This window comes from Streptomyces sp. NPDC007264, assembly GCF_042869095.1.
Taxonomy (GTDB): domain Bacteria; phylum Actinomycetota; class Actinomycetes; order Streptomycetales; family Streptomycetaceae; genus Streptomyces.
The window spans coordinates 1-21021 of the sequence record NZ_JBIAFD010000015.1; the positions used below are offsets into that span (position 1 = coordinate 1).

Sequence of the window (21021 nt, forward strand, 5' to 3'; positions counted from 1 at the left end):
CGTCGCAATCCACACCGAACCGGAAGGCCCTCACCTGTTCAAGATCCCTCAGCCGAGACCTGGCTCACCCGTCCACAACCTCCCCGGACAGAACAGCTAGGGGAAGCCGCAGCCGGGATTCGGCGCGTCCTCGGAGAACGGCGCACCGTGCGGCAGCACGTACAGCACGTCCAGGACGAGCGGGGTGCTGCCGAGGTTGCTGCCCAGGTGGACGTGGTCCGGGCCGCTCGGCTCGGTCAGGGCGCTGCCCGCCCGGTAGACGCCGTCACCGGCGCAGGTGGCGTCGAAGTGACTGAGGGTCCCCTGCTTGACGTACCCGTACAAGGGGCCGTCGTGGTAGTGCCAGCCGGTGCTCTGTCCGGCCGGGACGGTTATCTCGCGCAGGATGTAGTCGGTGCCGTCGACGGTTCGTCGGGCAAGGACGACGGCGGTCACTCCCGGACCGGGCGGGGTGGCACGGGCCGTGCCGGTCAGGGCGGTCAGGGTCAGGGCCACGGCGGCGGCCGGCGCGAGGGTTCCGCGGAGCGTGAGGGGCATGTGTCCTCCGGGATCGGGTCACGGGGTGCGCTGCGTGCCAGCGGAGCCTTCCCCCGGGCGCCCCGCTTCACGTCTGCGTCCCGCGGCCCCGTTCGGCCGGCGAGGTGACCGCCGCCGAGGACAGCCGCGCTCCCGAGGACGCCCAGCACCTACGGTGCACTGCCGGAACGTTCCACCTGACCAGCCCGGACGCTGTCGTGGCGTTTACTGAAGGTTCCTTGTCGGTTTCCGGCGCGTCCGGCGGCAACCTCGGCTACATTCAGCCCCGCCGATCCTGCACCAATCGGCGACGTCGCAGGACAGCACGGGGAGCGGCGCATGCGCGACTTCGGGAACGGCCGGCCGGCCGCCCCGGTCATATCGGAGGAACCCGTCATGACGGGAGGGCTCGCCGACAGTGTCTTCGACACGGCGATCCGGACCCCCGACCTTCCACAGATCGCCCGGCGCAGCGGCCCGGCCGGGACGACCTGGGCCCCCGTGACGGCACGTCAACTGCGTGACCGGGTCGTCGATCTGGCCAGGGGTCTGATCGCCTCGGCCATCCGCCCCGGCCACCGCGTGGCCATCATGGCGCGCACCCGGTACGAGTGGACCGTGCTCAGCTGCGCCCTGTGGGCGATCGGGGCCGAGGTCGTGCCGATCCACCCCTCGTCCTCCCACGAACAGGTCGAGTGGATCCTCAGGGACGCGAGCTGTGTCGCCGTGGTCGTCGAGGACGAACAGGCGATCATGACCGTCGGATCGGTGTGCGCGTCGCTGCCCCTGCTGCGCCACGTCTGGCAGCTGGACACCGGCGCGCTGGACGAACTCGTGCAGCGCGGCCGCCCGGTGCCGGCCACGACCGTCGACTCGCTGCGCCGGATCGTGCTGCCGGACTCGACCGCGGTGGTCGCCTACACCTCCGGCACCTCCGGGCACCCCCGCGGGTGCGCGCTCAGCCACCGCAACCTGGCCACCCCCTGCGACACGGTGCTGGCCGGCTGGGGGCACACCGCGGCACCTCCCGGCGTGCAGCCCGCCGTCCTCGCCTTCCTGCCCTTCTCGCACGTGTACGGGCTGATGATCCAGCAGTTGTGCCTGCGGGGCGGGTTCCTCATGGGCCACGAGCCGGAGTTGAGCACGGAGGCGCTGGCGTCGGCCTTCCTGACGTTCCGTCCCACGTACATGTACGCGGTCCCGTACGTCTTCGAGAAGCTCTACAAGAATTTCCTCCGCGCGGCCCAGCAGGCGGGCCGCGGCGTCCTGTTCGAGCGGGCCGTACGCACGGCTCAGGACTACGCCCTGGCCGTCGAGCAGCGACGGCTGGGCACCGGGCCCGGCCCCGGCTTCGACCTGAAGCTGCAGCACGCCCTGTACGACCGGACCGTGTACCGCAAGTTGCGCGCAACGCTGGGCGGACGGGTGTACGGCGCGGTGTCCGGCGGATGCCCGCTGCACCGTGAACTCGCCCTGTTCTACGCGGGAATCGGGATCTTCCTCCACGACGGGTACGGACTGACCGAGACGAGCGGGGGCGTCACCGCGCAGCCGGTCGGCCGGGAGAAGTCCGGCACCGTGGGACGCCCCCTGCCGGGCATCGACGTGCGGGTGGCGGAGGACGGCGAGATCCTGGTGCACGGGGCGTCGGTGTTCCAGGGGTACGTCAACGACGAGCACGCCACGTACGCGGCACTGCGCGACGGCTGGCTGGCCACGGGCGACATCGGACGGTTCGACTCCGAGGGGTATCTGACCATCACGGGCCGCAAGAAGGACGTCATCGTCACGAGCGGCGGCAAGAGCGTGGCTCCGGCGGCGCTCGAGGAGCGGCTGCGGATCCATCCGCTCATCCAGCAGGCGGTGGTCGTGGGCGACAACCGGCCCTGCGTGGGCGCCCTGATCACGCTGGACCCGGAGTTCCTGGCGCACTGGCGCGGGCTGCTGTTCGCGCAGGGGGACGTGCCGGGGCGGGAGGCCCGCGAGGAGAACGCGCTGCGGCAGGAGGTCGCGCGGGCCGTCGCCGCGGCCAACACGACGGTGTCGCGGTCCGAGTCCATCCGGGTCTTCCGCGTCCTTCCCGAACCCTTCGACGTCACCAACGGACTGCTGACGCCGTCGATGAAACTGCGCAGGGACGCCATAGCGCACCGGTACGCGGTCGAGATCGACGCCATGTACCAGTCCTCCGCGCGCATCCCGCGGGAACGCAGGTCGGAGGAGCTGCCGACCTGGGACGACTCGGACGACGTGTTCCGGCGCGCCAGGTGAGGTCGGGGCAGGGCCGCTCCCGCGCCGATCGCCGTCCATGATCCGGTCCGCCTGTTGACGTGGACGCCGCCGGGGTGCGGTGATGCTCCTCGGCACGACGGCCCACCGTGAGGCGAGGACGGTCCATCGATGGTTCTGCAGATCAGCGCGACCAACCCGGAGCATCCCGCGCTCCTGCTCGACCTGCCCTGGCAGCTGCCCCTGGAGGAGTGGCCGGAGCACCGTCTGGTGCCGCTGCCCCGCGGCATCTCCCGGCACGTGGTGCGTTACGCGCGCGCCGGCACGGAGGTCGTGGCCGTCAAGGAGCTCGCCGAGCGGCCCGCGGTACGGGAGTTCGAGCTGCTGCGGGACCTGGACCGGCTCGGGATCCCGGCGGTGGACGCGCTCGCCGTGGTCACCGGCCGCACCGGCAGCGGCGGCGAGCCCCTCGAACCGGTGCTGATCACCCGGCACCTGGGCGGCTCCATGCCCTACCGCTCGATGTTCGAGACGACGCTGCGGCCCGCCACCATGCACCGGCTGATGGACGCGCTCGCGGTGCTCCTGGTGCGCCTGCATCTCGCCGGGTTCGCCTGGGGCGACTGCTCGCTGTCCAACACGCTGTTCCGGCGGGACGCGGGCGCCTACGCCGCGTACCTCGTGGACGCCGAGACGGGAGAGCTGCACGGCCGTCTGAGCACCGGGCAGCGGGAGTACGACCTCGATCTGGCGCGCGTCAACATCAGCGGCGAACTGCTCGACCTGGAGGCGTCCGGGGCGCTGCACCCGTCCGTGGACCCCATCGCGTTCGGCACGGAGATCTGCGACCGTTACAGCGGCCTGTGGCAGGAGCTGACCCGCACATCGGTGTACCCGGCGGGCAAGTACCACTACATCGACCGCCGTATCCGCCGGCTCAACGACCTCGGGTTCGACGTGGCGGAGATGCAGATCGCGCACTCGTCCAGCGGCGACACCGTCACCTTCGTGCCGAAGGTCGTGGACGCCGGGCACCACCAGCGGCAGTTGCTGAGGCTGACGGGCCTGGACGCCGAGGAGAACCAGGCCCGGCGGCTGCTCAACGACCTGGAGAGCTGGATGGCCACCCAGGACGACTACGCGCCCGGCGACCCCCTCGCCGCCCGGCCCGAGGTCCTCGCCCACCGCTGGGTGCGGGACGTGTTCCGGCCCACCGTGCGTGCCGTGCCCCGTGAGCTGCGCGGCGCGATGGACCCCGCCGAGGTGTACCACGAACTGCTCGAGCACCGCTGGTACCTGTCCGAACGCGCCCAGCACGACATCGGTCTGGACACGGCCGTCCAGGACTACATCGCCACCGTCCTGCCCGGGGTCCGCGGGACGCCGGCCGATCCCCACGACGAGGACGCCCCGCCCCCGCCGCGCGCGTGAACGCCCCGGCGGTCCCCGCACGGCCGTCACCCGCGGCGTTGCGAAAATGGCCTCCGAGGACCCGTCCGGACGTCGAGAGGCAGAGAACCCCATGACCGCCACCCGTGGAACATCCGTGGACATCCCCACCCGGGACGGCAGGGCCGACGCCTACCTGACCCACCCGGACGACGGCGGCCCCCACCCCGCGGTCCTGCTCTACATGGACGCCTTCGGGCTGCGCCCCGGCCTGAAGGCCATGGCCGACCGCCTCGCCGGGAACGGCTACACCGTCCTCGTCCCCAATGTGTTCTACCGGCACGGACGGGCGCCCGTGGTCGAACTGCCGGACTTCGTCGACCCGTCCGAGCGTCCGGAGCTGTTCCAGCGGATCACACCGCTGATCCGGTCGCTCACGCCGGATCTCGCGGAGCGCGACGCCGACGCGTTTCTGCGGTGGCTCGCCGACTGCCCGCAGGCCGCCGAGGGGCCGGTGGGCGTGACCGGCTACTGCATGGGGGTCCGGCTGGCCCTGCGCGCCGCCGCCTCGCGTCCTGAGCGGGTCGCCGCGGTCGCCGGCTTCCATGGCGGAGGTCTGGCCACGGACGCGCCCGACAGTCCGCACCGGGTGGCCGGCCGCATCACCGCGGAGGTCTACCTCGGCCACGCCGACCAGGACCGCTCGCTGCCGCCGGAGCAGATCGAGCGGCTCGAGAAGGCCCTCACGGAGGCGGGCGTCCGCCACCGCACCGAGGTCTACCCGGGGGCACAGCACGGCTTCACCCAGGCCGACACCTCCAGCTACCACCCGGAGGCGGCCGAACGCCACTGGAGGGAACTGCTGGCACTCCTGCACCGCGCCCTGTGAGCCCCCACGGGAAAGTGGCGCGTCCCACCGCAAGGACGGCCGCCGGCCGGCACCGCGAGGTGGACGCGGGCCGGCCGGCGGGTGTGTCGCGTCGTGCGCCGCCCGGCCCGGGCGCCCACCTCGGGTCAGACGGGCGGGACCACGGCCACCGGGCAGGGCGCGTGGTGGACCAGCGCGTGCACCACCGAGCCGATGCGCGCACCGACGGCCGAGCGGTGGGCGCGGCGTCCCACGACCACCAGCTGGGCGTCACCGGCCACGGACAGCAGCACCTGGGCCGCGCTGCCCATCTCCACGTGCTCGCTCACCCGCACGTCGGGGTAGCGCTCCCGCCAGGGGCGCAGCGCCGCGTCGAGCGCCTTGCGCTCGTACGGCTCCAGGCCCCCGGCCTCGTCGAGCAGCTTCAGCGAGGCGGGGCTGTAGGCGAACACCGGCGGCAGACTCCAGGCCCGTACGACCCGCACCGCCGCTCCCCTGGCCGCCGCCGTGGCGAACGCGAACCCGAGCGCGGGCGCGCTGTCGTCCGGTTCCCCGTGCTGGCCGACGACGATCTCGCGGCCTGCCACCTCGGTCGCGGGCCGGTCGTCGGAACGCACCAGCACCACCGGCCGGACGGACTCGGCGATCACCTGCTGGCCCACGGAGCCGAGCAGGAAGCCCACCACCGCTCCGTGGCCCCGCGAGCCCAGCACCATCAGCTCGGCCCCGGCCGCCTCGGCGACCAGCGTCTCGACGGGCGGGGCCTGAAGCGCCTCGGCGGTCACGGTCAGTTCCGGATGGCGGTCGGTGAGGGTCCGTTCGGCCTCGCGCACCACCTCTCGCGCCCACTGGCCCTGCGTCTCGCGGTCGGCGTCGAGCGGGACGTCGTAGGACTGCCACTGCCAGGCGTGCACGATCCGCAGCGGCAGGCCCCGGCGCACCGCCTCCCGGCCCGCCCAGGCCGCGGCGGCGACGCTCTCCTGTGATCCGTCGACTCCGACGGTGATCGGGCGGGTCATTCGGTTCCTCCCAGTGCATGATCCGGCTTCCCACGCTACCGAGCCGGGCGGCCCCCGGTCCCTGAGCGAAACGGGGAGATCGAACATACGATGGACCGGAACGCCGAGACGCTCGGGGTGGGAGACTTCATGGCACAGGCTGCGGGCACGGCGACACGGACCGTCATCCTCACCGTGGACGACGATCCGGGAGTGTCCCGTGCCGTGGCACGTGACCTGCGCCGCCGGTACGGCGAGGCGTACCGCATCGTGCGTGCCGAATCCGGGGAGAGCGCGCTCGAGGCGCTGCGGGAGCTGAAGCTGCGCGGCGACCCGGTGGCCGTCATCATGGCCGACTACCGCATGCCGCGGATGAACGGCATCGAGTTCCTCGAACAGGCCCTGGACGTCCACCCGGGCGCCCGTCGGGTGCTGCTGACCGCGTACGCGGACACCGGGGCGGCCATCGACGCGATCAATGTGATCGACCTCGACCACTATCTCCTCAAGCCGTGGGATCCGCCGGAGGAGAAGCTCTACCCGGTCCTCGACGACCTGCTGGAGACCTGGCGGCAGTCCGATCACAGGCCGGTCGCGGTCACGAAGGTGGTCGGGCACCGCTGGTCGGCGCGGTCGTCGGGGGTGCGGGAGTTCCTCGCCCGCAACCAGGTGCCCTACCGCTGGTACTCGGTCGACACACCGGAGGGGCAGCGACTGCTGGCGGCGGCCGGACAGGACGGACAGCGCCTGCCGCTCGTGGTCACCCCGGACGGCACGCCGCTTCTGGAGCCGCAGGATCCGGAGCTCGCGGCACGGGTGGGGCTGGCGACCACACCGACCGCGGAGTTCTACGACCTCGTCGTGATCGGTGGCGGGCCCGCGGGGCTCGGAGCCGCCGTGTACGGGGCGTCGGAAGGACTGCGGACGCTGCTCGTGGAGCGGTCCGCCACCGGTGGCCAGGCCGGGCAGAGCTCCCGGATCGAGAACTACCTCGGCTTCCCGGACGGCGTGTCGGGCGCGCAGCTGACCGAACGGGCGCGCCGGCAGGCGGCGAAGTTCGGCGCCGAGATCCTCACCGCACGGCAGGTGGCGGGCCTCGAGGTCAGCGGGGCCGCCCGCATCGTGCGGTTCTCGGACGGGTCCGCGATCGCCGCGCACAGCGTGATCCTGGCGACCGGTGTGTCGTACCGGCAGCTGGCGGCGCCCGGCCTGGCGGAGCTGACGGGGTGCGGCGTCTTCTACGGGTCGGCGCTCACCGAGGCCCCCGCCTGCTCGGGGCACGACGTGTACATCGTGGGCGGCGCCAACTCCGCGGGCCAGGCGGCGATGTACCTGTCCCGGGTCGCCAAGTCGGTCACCCTCCTCGTACGGGGCGAGTCGCTGTCGGCGTCGATGTCGCACTACCTGGTCCAGCAGATCACCGAGGCGCCGAACATCGCGGTGCGCACCCGTACCGTCGTGGAGGCGGCGCACGGCACCGGCCGCCTGGAGCAGCTGACGCTGCGGGACGTGGTGAGCGGGCACACCGAACTCGTCGGCGCACAGTGGCTGTTCGTGTTCATCGGGGCGGCCCCGCTCACGGACTGGCTGGAGGGGACCGTGCTGCGGGACGAGCACGGGTTCATCCCGACCGGCCCCGACATGACGAGCGACGGGCAGCCGCCGCCGGGCTGGGAGCTGGCCCGGCCCCCCTACCACCTGGAGACCAACGTCCCCGGCGTGTTCGTGGCGGGAGACGCGCGGGCCGAGTCGGCCAAGCGGGTCGCCTCCGCGGTCGGCGAGGGTGCCATGGCCGTGATGCTCGTCCACCGGTATCTGGAGCAGTCATGAGCGCGCGGCCCGGGGCGCAGTCGTGAACGGCCGGCCGATGCCGTGCGACATGGCGGAGCTGAGCACGCTGTTCCTGTTCGAGAAGCTGGACCGGGAGCAGGTGGAGCGGCTGTGCCGGGAGGGCCGGGTGGAACTGTTCGAGCCCGGGCCGGTGTACACCGAGGGTGAGCCCGCCGCCTCGTTCTTCGTGCTCCTGAACGGCACCGTGGTGCTGTCCCGCCGGGTCGGCGCCGACGACGTGGAGATCTCCCGGACGTCGCGGCGCGGGGTGTACGCGGGCGCCTTCCAGGCGTATCTGGCGGACCGCGCGCGGGCGGGAACCTACAACGGGTCGATGCGGGTCACGGAACCCTCGCGGTTCTTCGTCCTGCCCGCGGAGACCTTCGCCGCGGTCATGCGCGACTGGTTCCCGATGGCGGTGCACCTGCTGGAGGGACTGTTCTTCGGCACCAGGAACACACAGCAGGCCATCAACCAGCGGGAGCGGCTGCTGGCGCTCGGCTCCCTGTCCGCGGGCCTGACCCATGAGCTCAACAACCCGGCCGCAGCGGCCGTGCGGGCCACCGCGGCGCTGCGCGAGCGGGTCGCCGGGATGCGGCACAAGCTGGGTGCGATCGCCGCCGGGCGGTACGACCCGGACACGCTGCCGGCGCTGGTCGGCATCCAGGAACGGACGGCCGAGCAGGTCGCCAAGGCCGCGCCGCTCAGCCCGCTGGAGGCGTCCGACCGCGAGGACGCGGTCGGTGACTGGCTCGACGACCACGGTATCGAGGGCGGCTGGCAGCTCGCGCCGACGTTCGTGCAGGCCGGCCTCGACACCGACTGGCTGGACCAGGTCGCGGCGGCCGTCGACGAGCGGACCCTCGAGGGGGCGGTCCGCTGGCTCAACTACACGGTCGAGACCGAGTTGTTGATGAACGAGATCGAGGACTCCACGACCCGGGTCTCCACCCTCGTCGACGCGGCCAGGCAGTACTCCCAGCTGGACCGGGCGCCGTACCGGACCGCCGACGTGCACGAACTCCTGGACAGCACCCTGCTGATGCTGTCCGGGAAGCTCGGCGAGCGCATCACCGTCGTCAAGGACTACGACCGGACGCTGCCGCCCGTACCCGCCTACCCCGGCGAGCTGAACCAGGTGTGGACGAACCTCGTCGACAACGCCGTGTCCGCCATGAACGAGGCGGGCGGGGACGGCACGTTGACCGTGCGGACCGCACTGGACCGCGACCGGTTGCTCGTCGAGTTCCGCGACACGGGGCCGGGCGTGCCGCCCGAGATCCACGGCCGCATCTTCGACCCGTTCTTCACCACCAAGCCGGTCGGCCAGGGCACCGGGCTCGGCCTGGACATCTCCTGGCGCATCGTCGTCCACAAGCACCACGGAAGCCTGGAGGTCCACTCGGTGCCGGGTGACACACGGTTCCAGGTACGGCTGCCGCTGACCGCTCCCGAGTCCGGCGTCACCGAGCCGGACTCCGCGTCGCGGCCCGATTCACGGATTGCACCGGAGGCGTCATGACCGAGGTGAGGGGAATCGACCCCGGCGTCCCGCCGAGCGGCACCGGCTGCGTGGAGTGCGACGAGGAGGGCGGCTGGTGGTTCCATCTGCGGCGGTGCGCGCAGTGCGGGCACATCGGCTGTTGCGACGACTCGCCCGCCCGGCACGCCACCGCCCACTTCCGGGCCACCGGGCATCCGGTGATCCGCAGTTTCGAACCGGGCGAGGAGTGGTTCTGGGACTTCACCACCTCCGAGCTGTACGAGTCCGGGCCCGAGCTGGCTCCCCCGGCCGGCCATCCCGCCGACCAGCCCGCGCCGGGACCCGCGGGCCGGGTACCGGCCGACTGGGCGGAGATGCTTCGCTAGTGCTGTGACCAGGACGGTCGGCGGACGGAATCCGGCCGGGCGAACGCACCGCTCGGTTTCCGTGCGTCATGACCGGGAACCCGCGCTTCATGGTGCATATCGGATACACGATGATGACCGAACAGGCGGGTCCGCGTGAACTGGTCGACCATGTGGTGCGGGCGGAGGCGGCGGGTTTCGACTTCTCCGTGACCTCGGACCACTACGCGCCCTGGCTGCGCACCCAGGGGCACTCCCCCTACGCGTGGAGCGTGCTGGGCGCCGCCGCCCAGGCCACCTCCCGCATCCCCCTGATGACGTACGTGACCTGCCCGACCGTCCGGTACCACCCGGCGGTGGTGGCGCAGAAGGCCGCCACGCTGCAACTGCTGTCGCAGGGCAGGTTCCGGCTGGGGCTGGGCTCCGGTGAGAACCTCAACGAGCATGCGGTGGGCGGGGGATGGCCGTCGATCGAGGTGCGGCACGAGATGCTGGAGGAGGCGGTCGGCATCATCCGCGGCCTGTTCGGCGGCGGTCATGTCAGCCATCGGGGCCGGCACTTCACCGTGGACTCCGCACGGCTGTGGGACCTGCCGGACGAGCCGCCGCCGATCGGGGTCGCCGTCTCCGGCGAGCGGTCCTGCGCGCTGGCGGGCCGGCTCGCCGACCTCGTCATCGCCACCGAACCGGACCGGGACCTTCTCACGGCCTTCGACCGGCACGGCGGTGAGGGCAAGCCGCGGGTGGGCCAGCTGCCGGTGTGCTACGACCCGGACCGGGAGGCCGCGATCCGGCGCGCACACGAGCAGTTCCGCTGGTTCGGATGCGGCTGGAAGGTCAACTCCGAACTGCCGCACCCCGATTCGTTCGCGTCGGCCACGCAGTACGTCAGGCCGGAGGACGTCGCCGCCGCCGTCCCCTGCGGCGACGATCCGGCCGAGGTCGTGGAGGCCGTACGGCCGTTCGCCGATGCGGGGTTCACGGAGGTCGCGCTGGTGCAGATCGGCGGCGACACCCAGCCGGAGTTCCTCGACTGGTCGGCGAAGGAACTGCTTCCGGCACTGCGCGAGAGCATCGGCTGACGCGAACTCCCCTACGCCCACGCGTCGTTGGCGAAAGACCGCGATAATGCCGTCATGATCGGCCACTCCCCCGCCCCCGTTCACCCGTCCCGTCGACGCGTCCCCGTCGTCATCGTGGGCGCCGGGCCCGCCGGGCTGACCCTCGCCAACGTTCTGCGGGACGCCTCCGTCGACTGTGTGGTCCTGGAGGCCGAGAGCAGGACGTTCGTCGAGACGCGGCCGAGGGCCGGGTTCATCGAGGAGTGGGCGGTACGGGCGCTGGAGCGGCACGGGCTCGCGGACCGGCTGCTGGAGCGGGCGCCGAGGCACGGCGCGTGCGAGTTCCGGGCCGGCGGCGAGCGGCACCGGTTCGCCTATGCGGAGGTGTCGGGCCACCACCACTTCGTGTATCCGCAGCCGTTGCTCGTCACGGACCTGGTGCGGCAGTACGCGGACGTCAAGGGCGGGGACATCCGGTTCGGCGTGCGCGATGTGGAGCTGCACGACATCGGCACCGGGGAGCCCTCGGTGTCGTACACGGATCCGGCCTCGGGCGAACACCGGCGGATCGCCTGCCGCTTCGTCGCGGGCTGCGACGGCGCCCGCGGCGTGACGCGCGCCTCGCTGCCGCCCGGGCACGCGCACACGGCCCGGTTCGAGTACGGGGTGGGCTGGCTGGCGCTGCTGGCGGAGGCACCGCCGTCGTCCGACTGCGTCGTCTTCGGGGTGCATCCTCGCGGATTCGCCGCCCATATGGCCCGCAGCCCCGAGGTCACGCGCTACTACCTCGAGTGCCCGTCCGGCGACGACCCGGAGAACTGGCCGCACGAACGCGTCTGGTCCCAGCTGCGCGAGCGGCTGTCCGCGGCGGGCGCCGCCCCGCTGACCGAGGGACGGCTGATCGAGAAGCGGGTGCTGGACCTGCACAACTACGTGGTGCGGCCGATGGCGCACGGCAGGCTGTTCCTGGCCGGAGACGCGGCCCACCTCGTGGCACCGATCGCTGCCAAGGGCATGAACCTCGCCCTGCACGACGCGCTGCTCCTCGCGGAGGCCCTGATCGCCTGCCACCGCACCGGCGACGAGGCGGGACTGCGCGGCTACTCGGCGGCCTGTCTGCGGCGCGTGTGGGACTACCAGGAGTTCTCGCAGTGGTTCGCCGAACTGCTGCACGGCCCGTCCTCGGGGGATCCGTTCCGCGCGGGCAGCGCGGCGGCCCGGCTGCGCCGGCTCTTCACCTCCCCGGCCGCGGCGGCCGCGTTCGCGGAATCGTACATCGGTGCGACCCCACCGGGTAACCAACGGTAACCTACCTGTCGGTAGGGCGATCGGTAACGTTTTCGCACGTGTCAACGCTGAACCTGGGGCAGAAAACCGAAATCCGCACCGTGGAAACGCCGTTTCTTTGAACACCCACCGTCACGCCCTCCGTACCTCCGGGAAACGGTTCGCTGCGAGGGATGACGATGGACGACGGGCATGTCTCCACACAGGAGTTGATCGCCGGACGGTACCGGGCGGTCGAGGCCGTCCACCGGGAGGACGGACGGACCGTCTGGCTCGGCGAGGACATGGAGTTCCGGCGCCCGGTCTCCCTGATCCGGTCACGGCTCACACCGCTGCAGCCGGAGGTCACCCCGCGCCGCACGATCGCGCGGATCCTGCGCGAGTCGGAGGCCATGGAGGCGTTGTGCCCCGGCCGGGTCGCCACGGTGGTGGACGCCGTCGAGGACGACGGCGTGCTGTGGACCGTGACCGAACGGATCGAGGGCACGCCCCTCGGGGAGGTCCTGGCCCGCGGCCCCCTCAACCACGTGCGGGCGGCCCGCATCGCACTCGGGATACTCGACGTGCTGGAGGCCGCCCACCGCCGGGGCGTGACGCACGGGGACCTCAGTCCCGGGCAGGTGTTCGTGCGGGAGGGCGGCGAGGTCGTCGTGACCGGCTTCGGGCTGATCGGGACCTCCGTCACGCAGCGGGTCACCGCGCCCTCGTACGCCTCTCCCGAACAGGCCCGCGGCTCGAGCGCGGGTCCGGCGGCCGACCAGTGGGCGCTGGGAGCGATGCTGTACACGATGGTGGAGGGCCGTCCGCCGTTCCGGGACCGTGGCTCGGCGGAGGCGACGCTGCACGCCGTGGACCGGCTGCCGTTGCGCTCCCCGGCGAACGCCGGCCCGCTCACCCCGGCGGTCACCGGACTGCTGCGGCGGGACGCCCTGGAACGCGTCCCGGAACCCGTGGTGCGCGCCGCTCTGACACGCATCGTCGACGACAACTTCGACGAACCCACGCAGGAGATGCTGCCACCGCGTTTCCGGGCGGCGTGGCAGGTCACCCACCGGGCCGGACGGGCCTGGGGCAGACCGGCCGTGCGCCGGTCGGTGCTGGTGGGCGCGGGACTCGTGGTCGCGGCCTCGTCGGTCGCCGTCCTGGTCGCGGCGGGCCACCCGTTCGGCAACGACACGAGCGCGGTGGGCGCCGAGCCGTCCCGCTCCGGCACACCCTCCGCGGCCGGTCCGTCCGGCGCCGGCACCGCCCGCGCGACACCGCCCCCACGGCCGGGTGACACGGCGACGGCCTCCCCGTCCGCGTCGCCGAGCGCCCCGAAGGAGCGGGCCCCGCTCTTCCGCCGCCATGTCGCGCCGCAGGGCTTCTCCATCGACCTGCCGCAGGGGTGGAAGCCGGTCACCACCGACACGGCGGGCGAGGGCACCTACCGGGTGACGTTCGGCGCGAGCGGCGACCCGCGGACCCTGGCGGTCACCTACAGCGCGGGCCTGGGTCCGGACCCCGTCGGGGTCTGGAAGGCGCTGGAGCCGGCCCTGGACGGCACATACGCCGGCTACGAGCGGGTGGGGGACATCCGCGCCGTGACCTACCAGGGTCATCAGGGCGCCGACATGGAGTGGCTGTCCACGGTGGACGGCGTCCGGGTGCGCACCTTCGGCCGCGGCTTCCTCGTCGGCGACCGGCACGGCTACTCGCTGCGCTGGACGACGCCCGCGGCCGACGCGCAGAGCCCCGCCAACCGGCAGGCGCTGGCCGAGTTCCTGCGGTCCTTCCGCACACCCACGGACTGACGCGCGGCGGCCCCCCGGCCGGGGACCGCCTTCCGCCGGCCGCGGCCGGTCCGCCGCCCGGGCGGCGGACGGGGGCTCGCAGGTGCGGGTCATCGGGGGCCGTCGGAGACGCGGCGGTCGCTCGGGCGCCGTGCGAGCCATCGGGCGACGGTCTCCGCGATCGGCTGCCCGGTCTCCAGTTCCACGAACCCGAACTGCCCGCCCTGGTTGCACTCCAGGAACCACCACAGGCCCTCCTCGTCCTCGGCGAAGTCGAAGGCCGCGTAGGCGAGTCCGGACAGCGTCAGGTACTCGTGGACCGACTTCGCGATACGGTCGGGGACCTCGGTCGTGCGCCAGGCGTGCCCGGAGTCGCCGTACCGGCCGTCGATCTGCCCGGGAGCCGCCCTCTTGTGGGCGGCGAACAGCCGGGTGCCGACGCAGGTCAGCCGGATGTCGGCACGCTTGGGGATGTAGCGCTGCAGCAGCGCGGGTCCTGCCGCCACCGCCGAGAAGTCCGCGTCGGGGCCGACGAGGGAGGTCGGCAGGGCCAGTCCGGGATCACCGGGCGGCGGTCCCGAGGCCGACTTCACGACGACCTCGCGGTACTCCTCGGCGAACTGCTGGGCCACGCGCGGGGCGGTGGTGACGACGGTCGGGGGCACCGCGAAGCCGCTGAGGTGGGCGATCCGCAACTGCCACGGCTTGTAGCGCGCCTGCTCGGCGTTGCGGGGGTGGTTCATCCACCGGGTGGAGGCCGAGTAGAGCATGCCGTACAGGGCCTGGCGGGTCTCGGCGGTCAGCCACGGCGAGGGGTGCGCGGCATGCGCGGCCGGCTCGCCGGGGCGGCGCACCCACACCGAGCGCAGGCCGCCCATGCTCAGGACGTGCCCGTTCACCGAGAGATGGCCGTCGAAGTCGCCGTGCGCGTAGTCGGCGGACAGCACCGCCTTGCCGGGAAGGTCGGCGGGGTCCAGGCGCATCACGGGTACGCACCACTCGTGCAGCCTGGCCACCACCATGTCGGCGGTCACGTCCTGCTCCGACGTGAGAATGAGGACCGTCATCGGCGTGCGGGCCGTCAGTCGTCGAAGTGTGTCTGGGAACCGGCGGTGGACGTCGTCGTGCCGACCGCGCGCAGCAGCGCACGGTCGGCGACGGCGGGCCGGCCGTCGGGGAGCACGTTCAACTGCCGTAGCGCGTCGAAGCGGTACGGGGTCACCGTGACCGGAAGCGCTCGGGGCAGCGCGTAGTTGAGGGTGAACGGTCGCACGGGACACCTCCACGGGCGTGGGTCGCCTCTTCGTATCCCTTTACGTCCTCCGCCCGTAAGGAATTCATCACTTTCCGCCACATCAGGGTGAAGGTCGTCACATCGCCCTGGCCCCGCCCGTTGTCCGGCGGAGCGGGTCCGGCCAAGCCGGATGCGCGGTGTCAGTGCCCTCGGCAACAATGCGGGGGGAAAGATCATCTCGTCCTGGGGGCGGGGTGCCCGTCCACCCGTGCCCGAAAGGCTGACCGCCCATGACGCGCCCTCGGCTCAGTTCCCGTGCTGCCGAAGTGCTGCGCCTGATCACGGACCAGCGTGTGCCGGTCTTCCTGACGGTCCATGTCAACGGGCGGCGCCGGTACGGCTATTGGCAGTCCGACGGCCGCCCCGTGGCGCTGCCCACCGAGGAGTGCGACGCGCTCCACGCGGCCGGCCGGATCGTGCTGGGGGATCCGGTGGTCGACCGGGCCAAGACGACGTACCGGGTGCGGGCCGCCACCCGTGGGACGCCCGGCAGCGCTCGTTCGGCACGCTCGGCCCTGACGGCCTGACCGGCCGGTCGTCCGGACCGGTCTTCTCGCCGGGGCGCCTACCAGCGGTCCTCGACCTGCTCCTTGATCCGTCGCTCGTACAGGCTCTCGATCGCGTCCAGCGTGTCCTGCGACAGCCGGGGCAGCCGCGCTGCCGCCGCATTGGCGCGGGCCTGGTCCGCCGAGCGGGCGCCGGGGATCACCGTGGTCACGCCGGGCTGTTGCACGATCCAGGCCAGCGCCAACTGGGCCGGGGTGCAGCCCTCCGGGGCGAGCGCGGAGAACTCGGCCGCCGCCTCCACGCCCGTCGCGAAGTCCACGCCCGAGAAGGTCTCCCCCTGGTCGAACGCCTCGCCGTGGCGGTTGAAGGTGCGGTGGTCGTCCGCGGCGAACACGGTGTCCTTGGTGTACTTGCCCGACAGCAGGCCGGAGGCCAGCGGCACCCGGGCGATGACGCCCACGCCGGCCTCCCGCGCGGCCGGCAGCACCCGGCGCAGCGGCTTCATGCGGAACGGGTTGAGGATGATCTGCACGCTCGCCACGTTCGGGCGGGCGATCGCGGTCAGCGCCTCGTCGCACGTCTCCACGCTGACGCCGTAGGCGGCGACGCGCCCCTCCTCGACCAGCGTGTCCAGGGCGTCGTACACCTCGTCGGAGGAGTAGACGGGCGTCGGCGGGCAGTGCAGTTGCACCAGGTCGACGCGGTCGACACCGAGGTTGCGTCGGGAGCGGTCGTTCCAGGCGCGGAAGTTGTCCAGGACGTAGTTCCGCGGGATCTGCTCGACGCGCCGGCCCATCTTGGTCGCCACGAGGACGTGCAGGTCCGGCCTGCCGTGCAGGAAGGCGGCGATGGTCTGCTCGCTGCGCCCGTCGCCGTACACGTCCGCGGTGTCGAAGAAGGTCACCCCCGCCTCGGCCGCCGCCTCCAGCACCTCGTGGGCGTCCTTGTCGTCCACGGCGCCCCAGTCCGCGCCCAGTTGCCACGTACCGAGGCCGATGACCGACGCGTGCTGCCCCGACCTGCCGAATGCTCGCTCTTCCATGCCGCCAGTCTGTCATCCGCGCCCGGGCGCGGACGCCACTGCCTCCCGCGCGCCGCGCCCACGGGCCCGACGAGCAGTCCCACGAGCGGTCCGATTGAATGGGTGGCCGCCGACCGAGGAGCCGTCGCATGCCCACTCGCCCCCACCTCCTGTACGTGACCGACCTCGCCTACCAGGCCCGCGGGCGGCGCTACTGCGACGAGGACATAGCCCTCGCCTCCCGGCTGCGCGCGGACTTCGGCATCGCCCTGTGCCACCCGCTGGACGCGGCGGCGCTGATGGACGACTTCGACGCGGTCGTGATCCGCAACAGCGGCCCCGTGCTGCACCACCAGGAGGCGTACGACGCCTTTCGCGCCCGGGCCGCCGCCCGCGGCACCCTCGTGTACAACCCGCTGACGGGCCGGGGCGACATGGCCGGCAAGCAGTACCTGCTCGATCTGACCGCGGCCGGCCACCCGGTGATCCCGACCGCCGACCGTCCCGAGGACCTGGGGCGGCTGCCCGCCTCCGCCGAGTACGCCGTCAAGCCGAGGGCCGGAGCGGACTCCATAGGACTGCGGTTCGTGCCGAGCGACGGGCTGGAGCGCCTCGCCTGGGGTGATGTGCTGGTGCAGCCGCGCATCGACTTCCGCCACGAGGTCTCGTTCTACTACGTGGACGGCGCCTTCCAGTACGCCCTGTACGGCCCCGATCCCGGCCGGCGCTGGGTACTGGAACCCTACGAGCCCACCGGGGCCGATCTCGCCTTCGCCGGGGGCTTCATCGACTGGAACACCCTGGAGCACGGCATCCAGCGCGTGGACGCCTGCCGCACCCGGGACGGCGCTCTGCTGCTGGTGGAACTGGAGGACCTCAACCCCTACCTGTCCCTGGACCTCGTCCCCGAACGGACCCGCGACGCCTTCGTCGCCGCTCTGACGGCCTCGCTGCACCGGTTCCTGGCGGGGCGGCCGCGCGTCTGAAGCCCCGGTTCAGCTGCCTGCCCGGCTCTCCAGCCGCAGCTCGACCTCGATCTCCTGGTCGCCGGAGACCGCGCCGACCTCGTGGACGACGAAGGTGTCGTCCAGGGCGCGCCGCAGCCGCTCCACCGCGCACGGTTCGCCCTGGAGCTCGGCCGTCACCTGTCCCGACAGGGGCGGCGGCGAGGCCGTCCGCCCGGAGCCGCCGGGGGCGGCCGACGTGTCGAAGGTGCCGGTCCACATCGTGGGCCGAACGCCCGCGGTCTCGTGCGGTGCGTCCTCCGCGGCCCGGTCCGAGCCGAAGCGCCGGCACAGCTCGGCGAACAGGCTCCCGGCGTCCGCCGCCGAGCAGCCGCTCACCACCACCTCGACCTGGGGCGCATGCGATACGGGCGAACTCACGGCCGCTCCTCTCCGTCGATGGCCGACGCGGGTACCCCGGCGCGCGGCCCCCATGCACGACGGTACGGCCGCGGCGGCCCTTCCGCCCGTCAGGGCTCTGCCCCTGGTCAGCGCCGTGGGTGAGCTATGTTGAAGGTCCTCGGGACACAAAGGAGGCGATCCGGTGTCATCGCCGCAGCAGGCACGCGCGCAGGCAGCTGCGATCACTGCTGGCAAGACGGTCCCGGAGGCCGGTGCCGCCCCCGCCTCCCAGCTCAGGGAGCTCTTCGACGGGCCACATCTGTCCCCGGGGCACCGCAGGATCGCCCAGTACCTCATCGAGCACATCACCGAGGCCGCGTTCCTGTCGATCACGGACCTGGCCGAGCGGGTGGGCGTGAGCCAGCCGTCGGTGACGCGTTTCGCCGCCGCCGTCGGCTTCAGCGGCTACCCCGCGCTGCGGGAGAGGCTCCAGGCCATCGCCCTGAGTTCGCTCTCCAGCCCGAGCACCGTGGCGGAGCACCGCAGCAACGAGCTGCAGGCGGCGGTGGACGCCGAGATCGCGAACCTGGAGAACCTGCGCCGTGACTTCGCCGATCCGGACCAGGTGATACGCATCGGACGGGAGCTGTCGGCGTCGACACCGCTGACCGTGGTGGGTCTGCGCATCTCCGCCTCGCTCGCCGAGTACTTCGCGTACGGGGCCCGGCGCATCCACCCGGACGTGCGGCTGATCACGCGCGGCGGCAGTGTGGCCTACGACGCGCTGCTCCAGTCGCGGGAGGCGGGCGGCACCTGGGCGCTGGCGTTCGGGATGCCCCGGCACGCCCATGAGAGCCTGACCGCGGTGCGGGTGGCGCGCAGCGCGGGGCTGCGGGTCGCCCTGATCACGGATCTGGGGCTGGGCCCGCTCGCCGACGAGGCGGACGTCGTCTTCGCCACCGGCACCGGATCGCGCCTGGTCTTCGACTCGTACGCCGCGCCCGGCCTGATGGCGGCGGCCCTGCTGCAGGCCATGACCGACGCCGACCCGGAGCGGACCCAGGCACGCCTGGAGGAGTACGAGCAGATCGCCGACCAGCACCAGTTCTTTCTCAAGGACTGACGCGCAGGCTCCGCAAATTCGGATTCTTCCGGTCGAATCGGCCGTGAATTTTTTCATGTCCTTGCGTATCCGCCGGTATATATAAATACTTCTTGCGGATCGTGGACCGGGCTTCCCCTCCCGGTTCCACGCCGTACGGACAACCAGGGCCGTCCGCTCCTACCCACGGGCGTCGGGTGTCCGCAGTGGCGGCTCCGGCCTTCCCCTGGACCGGAGCCGCCCCAGAGTTGCCCCACCCCTGAGCCGACGTGACCCGGAAGCGAAGATCATGGCCTTGACGACGTACTCGCCGATCAGCTCGGACTGGCCGTGCCAGGTCAAGACACCCGGCAGCTACGACTGGGAGCGGTCGGCGGCCAAGTGGCTGCGCGAACTCGTGCCCGCTCGCTACGCCAGCTACCCGGCCCTGATCCGCCATCCCGTGCTGCTCGCCCGGCACGCGCTGATCCAGGTGCAGAACGAGGCGCGGGTCGCCCGGACCGCGCTGCAGACGGCCCGCGCGGAGCTCCCCGCGCTCGGCCTGCCCGAGTCCGTCATCGAGCACACGATCAAGATGTACGCCGCCGAGGTGATGCAGCTCCAGCACATCGCCCGCAGCGTGCGGGCGGTCAGCCAGGCCCTGGTGGAGAGCAACACGGCGCGCGCCCCCCACTGACGGCCGCACACCGCCCCGTCACGACCGCCCCGGGCATTCGGCCCAGCGCAGGCACTGTCGACCGCGAATCCGGGCATCCGTAGGACAGGACGACTCCCACCGATGCCCGGAGCTGCACATGGACACCACGGCCTGGACCGTGCTCAGCGTCGTCGTGGTCCTCGCGGCAGTCGTGCTCGGCGTCGCGCTGGTCCTGCTGCTCAGGCTGGTCCGCACCCGCCGCGACCTGCGCCGCGCCGGACTGCCGACCGGGCCCCGCTGGGTCTTCGGGGGCGCGGTCCTCTACCTGGTGCTGCCGGCCGATCTGCTGCCGGATCCCGTCTACGTGGACGACATCGGCGTCCTCCTGCTCGCCCTGAGGTCGATGCGCGCCGCCCTCCCCACGCGGGGACCGGGGTCTTCAACTCTTCGGTGAACACCGCTACATGTGAGGGTCCTCATCGCCCTTCCCGCGGATTGCGAGGCGTACGGTGTCGGACTTCTCCACCAGGACAGGGGCCGCGTTCGTCACCGGTGGCACCGGTGGCATCGGCGCGGCGATCGTGCGTCTGCTGGCCGGGCGGGGCAGCGACGTGGCGTTCACCTACCGCGCCAACCGCGAGGCGGCGCGGGCCCTGTCGGGTGAGCTGCAGCAGTGCGGGCGGCGCGTCCTCGCGCTCCCCCTGGACCTGGGCGACGAGAGCGCCACCGCGCGGGCGGTGACCGAGGCCGCCGAGACGCTCGGCGGTATGCACACACTCGTCCACGCGGCGGGCCCGCATGTGCCGATGGTGCATCTGAGCACCGTCTCGCCGGCGCAGTACCGCGCACAACTCGACGCGGACGCCGTGGCGTTCTTCAATCTGGTGCACCCCGCGCTGCCGAGGCTGCGGGAGAGCCGGGGCAGCATCGTCGCCGTCACCACCGTCGCCACCCGCCGCTTCCCGGTGCGCGACGGCCTCTCGTCGGGCACGAAGGGCGCGGTCGAGGCGGTGGCGCGGGCGCTGGCGGCCGAGGAGGGCCGCTACGGCGTGCGCGTGAACTGCGTCGCGCCCGGCATGCTCACGGACGGCATCGCGGCCCGGCTGATGGCGACCGGCGAGCTCGACGAGACGGCGCTGGCCGTCACCCGGCGCAACATTCCGCTGCGCCGGTTCGGCACCGCGGCCGACATCGCGGAGGCCGTCGCCTTCCTGGCCTCGGACCGGGCCGGTTTCATCACCGGGCAGGCCCTGGGAGTGGACGGCGGGTACAGCGTCTGAGACGGCACCCGCAGGAACCGGGAATCCGTCCCGATA

At 72.5% G+C, this 21021-nt stretch carries 21 protein-coding genes; 15 read left to right on the top strand and 6 right to left on the bottom strand.

Going from position 1 to position 21021, the window contains the following annotated elements:
- Positions 1-96 precede the first annotated feature (96 nt).
- A complete protein-coding gene (locus tag ACFYMU_RS24075) occupies positions 97-537 on the bottom strand; it encodes a cupin domain-containing protein (protein WP_388376685.1) in 441 nt (146 codons plus the stop codon).
- Between the two features lie 318 nt (positions 538-855).
- Between ACFYMU_RS24075 and ACFYMU_RS24080 the strand changes: the two genes are divergently transcribed.
- The 3 genes from ACFYMU_RS24080 to ACFYMU_RS24090 all read left to right on the top strand — a co-directional run bounded on the left by ACFYMU_RS24080 (position 856) and on the right by ACFYMU_RS24090 (position 5023).
- Positions 856-2787, top strand: a complete 1932-nt coding sequence (locus ACFYMU_RS24080) for an AMP-dependent synthetase/ligase (RefSeq protein ID WP_388376688.1) — start codon at positions 856-858, stop codon at positions 2785-2787.
- Between the two features lie 129 nt (positions 2788-2916).
- A complete protein-coding gene (locus tag ACFYMU_RS24085; protein WP_388376690.1) occupies positions 2917-4176 on the top strand; it encodes a DUF4032 domain-containing protein in 1260 nt (419 codons plus the stop codon).
- A gap of 91 nt (positions 4177-4267) precedes the next feature.
- Positions 4268-5023 carry a dienelactone hydrolase family protein gene (locus tag ACFYMU_RS24090; protein WP_388376693.1) on the top strand — a complete coding sequence of 252 codons (756 nt, stop codon included), beginning with the start codon at positions 4268-4270 and terminating at the stop codon, positions 5021-5023.
- A gap of 125 nt (positions 5024-5148) precedes the next feature.
- Here ACFYMU_RS24090 and ACFYMU_RS24095 read toward each other — a convergent pair whose 3' ends face one another.
- On the bottom strand, positions 5149-6021 hold the full coding sequence (locus tag ACFYMU_RS24095) for a universal stress protein (RefSeq protein ID WP_388376696.1): 873 nt from the start codon (positions 6019-6021) through the stop codon (positions 5149-5151).
- 129 nt (positions 6022-6150) lie between these two features.
- Here ACFYMU_RS24095 and ACFYMU_RS24100 point away from each other — a divergent pair, with 129 nt between their 5' ends.
- The 6 genes from ACFYMU_RS24100 (at position 6151) to ACFYMU_RS24125 (ending at position 13819) form a co-directional block, all read left to right on the top strand.
- Entirely contained in the window at positions 6151-7830 is a 1680-nt protein-coding gene (locus tag ACFYMU_RS24100; RefSeq protein WP_388377111.1) for an FAD-dependent oxidoreductase, read from the top strand.
- Positions 7831-7852: 22 nt separating this feature from the next.
- On the top strand, positions 7853-9352 hold the full coding sequence (locus ACFYMU_RS24105; protein WP_388376699.1) for an ATP-binding protein: 1500 nt from the start codon (positions 7853-7855) through the stop codon (positions 9350-9352).
- Entirely contained in the window at positions 9349-9699 is a 351-nt protein-coding gene (locus ACFYMU_RS24110) for a UBP-type zinc finger domain-containing protein (protein WP_388376702.1), read from the top strand. Before ACFYMU_RS24105 ends, ACFYMU_RS24110 begins: the two co-directional genes overlap by 4 nt.
- Before the next feature lie 89 nt (positions 9700-9788).
- Positions 9789-10760, top strand: coding sequence for an LLM class F420-dependent oxidoreductase (locus ACFYMU_RS24115; protein WP_388376704.1), 972 nt, complete (start codon positions 9789-9791; stop codon positions 10758-10760).
- 54 nt (positions 10761-10814) lie between these two features.
- Entirely contained in the window at positions 10815-12047 is a 1233-nt protein-coding gene (locus tag ACFYMU_RS24120) for a 4-hydroxybenzoate 3-monooxygenase (protein ID WP_388376707.1), read from the top strand.
- Between the two features lie 152 nt (positions 12048-12199).
- Positions 12200-13819 (top strand): serine/threonine protein kinase, encoded by a 1620-nt coding sequence (locus ACFYMU_RS24125; protein WP_388376709.1) that lies wholly within the window; start codon positions 12200-12202, stop codon positions 13817-13819.
- An 89-nt stretch (positions 13820-13908) separates the two neighbouring features.
- Here the strand turns inward: ACFYMU_RS24125 and tgmB are convergent, their stop codons facing one another.
- The gene (gene tgmB, locus ACFYMU_RS24130) at positions 13909-14865 is read right to left on the bottom strand and encodes an ATP-grasp ribosomal peptide maturase (RefSeq protein WP_388376711.1); all 957 of its coding nucleotides are present in this window, start codon (positions 14863-14865) and stop codon (positions 13909-13911) included.
- A gap of 14 nt (positions 14866-14879) precedes the next feature.
- Positions 14880-15071: a putative ATP-grasp-modified RiPP gene (gene tgmA, locus ACFYMU_RS24135; protein ID WP_388376714.1), complete on the bottom strand. Its 192-nt coding sequence runs from the start codon at positions 15069-15071 to the stop codon at positions 14880-14882.
- A gap of 251 nt (positions 15072-15322) precedes the next feature.
- On the opposite strand from tgmA, the gene ACFYMU_RS24140 reads away from it, so the two are divergent.
- Positions 15323-15619 carry a hypothetical protein gene (locus ACFYMU_RS24140; protein ID WP_388376717.1) on the top strand — a complete coding sequence of 99 codons (297 nt, stop codon included), beginning with the start codon at positions 15323-15325 and terminating at the stop codon, positions 15617-15619.
- A gap of 38 nt (positions 15620-15657) precedes the next feature.
- Here the strand turns inward: ACFYMU_RS24140 and ACFYMU_RS24145 are convergent, their stop codons facing one another.
- Positions 15658-16641, bottom strand: coding sequence for an aldo/keto reductase (locus ACFYMU_RS24145; protein ID WP_388376720.1), 984 nt, complete (start codon positions 16639-16641; stop codon positions 15658-15660).
- 128 nt (positions 16642-16769) lie between these two features.
- Between ACFYMU_RS24145 and ACFYMU_RS24150 the strand changes: the two genes are divergently transcribed.
- Positions 16770-17606 (top strand): hypothetical protein, encoded by an 837-nt coding sequence (locus ACFYMU_RS24150; RefSeq protein ID WP_388376723.1) that lies wholly within the window; start codon positions 16770-16772, stop codon positions 17604-17606.
- 9 nt (positions 17607-17615) lie between these two features.
- Here the strand turns inward: ACFYMU_RS24150 and ACFYMU_RS24155 are convergent, their stop codons facing one another.
- On the bottom strand, positions 17616-18005 hold the full coding sequence (locus tag ACFYMU_RS24155; RefSeq protein ID WP_388376726.1) for a hypothetical protein: 390 nt from the start codon (positions 18003-18005) through the stop codon (positions 17616-17618).
- A 163-nt stretch (positions 18006-18168) separates the two neighbouring features.
- On the opposite strand from ACFYMU_RS24155, the gene ACFYMU_RS24160 reads away from it, so the two are divergent.
- From ACFYMU_RS24160 to ACFYMU_RS24175, 4 genes are all read left to right on the top strand, one after another.
- Complete coding sequence (locus ACFYMU_RS24160) at positions 18169-19089, top strand: MurR/RpiR family transcriptional regulator (RefSeq protein ID WP_388376729.1); 921 nt, start codon at positions 18169-18171, stop codon at positions 19087-19089.
- A 268-nt stretch (positions 19090-19357) separates the two neighbouring features.
- Positions 19358-19744: a hypothetical protein gene (locus ACFYMU_RS24165; RefSeq protein ID WP_388376730.1), complete on the top strand. Its 387-nt coding sequence runs from the start codon at positions 19358-19360 to the stop codon at positions 19742-19744.
- Between the two features lie 118 nt (positions 19745-19862).
- The gene (locus ACFYMU_RS24170; RefSeq protein WP_388376733.1) at positions 19863-20159 is read left to right on the top strand and encodes a YkvA family protein; all 297 of its coding nucleotides are present in this window, start codon (positions 19863-19865) and stop codon (positions 20157-20159) included.
- Positions 20160-20214: 55 nt separating this feature from the next.
- Positions 20215-20985, top strand: coding sequence for an SDR family NAD(P)-dependent oxidoreductase (locus ACFYMU_RS24175; protein ID WP_388376736.1), 771 nt, complete (start codon positions 20215-20217; stop codon positions 20983-20985).
- Positions 20986-21021: the final 36 nt, after the last annotated feature.

Excerpts from the sequence above, each read along its gene's own strand:
- ACFYMU_RS24075 (WP_388376685.1), bottom strand. The coding sequence starts at position 537 with ATGCCCCTCACGCTCCGCGGAACCCTCGCGCCGGCCGCCGCCGTGGCC.
- ACFYMU_RS24080 (WP_388376688.1), top strand. The coding sequence starts at position 856 with ATGCGCGACTTCGGGAACGGCCGGCCGGCCGCCCCGGTCATATCGGAG.
- ACFYMU_RS24085 (WP_388376690.1), top strand. The coding sequence starts at position 2,917 with ATGGTTCTGCAGATCAGCGCGACCAACCCGGAGCATCCCGCGCTCCTG.
- ACFYMU_RS24090 (WP_388376693.1), top strand. The coding sequence starts at position 4,268 with ATGACCGCCACCCGTGGAACATCCGTGGACATCCCCACCCGGGACGGC.
- ACFYMU_RS24095 (WP_388376696.1), bottom strand. The coding sequence starts at position 6,021 with ATGACCCGCCCGATCACCGTCGGAGTCGACGGATCACAGGAGAGCGTC.
- ACFYMU_RS24100 (WP_388377111.1), top strand. The coding sequence starts at position 6,151 with ATGGCACAGGCTGCGGGCACGGCGACACGGACCGTCATCCTCACCGTG.
- ACFYMU_RS24110 (WP_388376702.1), top strand. The coding sequence starts at position 9,349 with ATGACCGAGGTGAGGGGAATCGACCCCGGCGTCCCGCCGAGCGGCACC.
- ACFYMU_RS24115 (WP_388376704.1), top strand. The coding sequence starts at position 9,789 with ATGGTGCATATCGGATACACGATGATGACCGAACAGGCGGGTCCGCGT.
- ACFYMU_RS24120 (WP_388376707.1), top strand. The coding sequence starts at position 10,815 with ATGATCGGCCACTCCCCCGCCCCCGTTCACCCGTCCCGTCGACGCGTC.
- ACFYMU_RS24125 (WP_388376709.1), top strand. The coding sequence starts at position 12,200 with ATGACGATGGACGACGGGCATGTCTCCACACAGGAGTTGATCGCCGGA.
- tgmB (WP_388376711.1), bottom strand. The coding sequence starts at position 14,865 with ATGACGGTCCTCATTCTCACGTCGGAGCAGGACGTGACCGCCGACATG.
- ACFYMU_RS24140 (WP_388376717.1), top strand. The coding sequence starts at position 15,323 with ATGACGCGCCCTCGGCTCAGTTCCCGTGCTGCCGAAGTGCTGCGCCTG.
- ACFYMU_RS24145 (WP_388376720.1), bottom strand. The coding sequence starts at position 16,641 with ATGGAAGAGCGAGCATTCGGCAGGTCGGGGCAGCACGCGTCGGTCATC.
- ACFYMU_RS24150 (WP_388376723.1), top strand. The coding sequence starts at position 16,770 with ATGCCCACTCGCCCCCACCTCCTGTACGTGACCGACCTCGCCTACCAG.
- ACFYMU_RS24165 (WP_388376730.1), top strand. The coding sequence starts at position 19,358 with ATGGCCTTGACGACGTACTCGCCGATCAGCTCGGACTGGCCGTGCCAG.
- ACFYMU_RS24170 (WP_388376733.1), top strand. The coding sequence starts at position 19,863 with ATGGACACCACGGCCTGGACCGTGCTCAGCGTCGTCGTGGTCCTCGCG.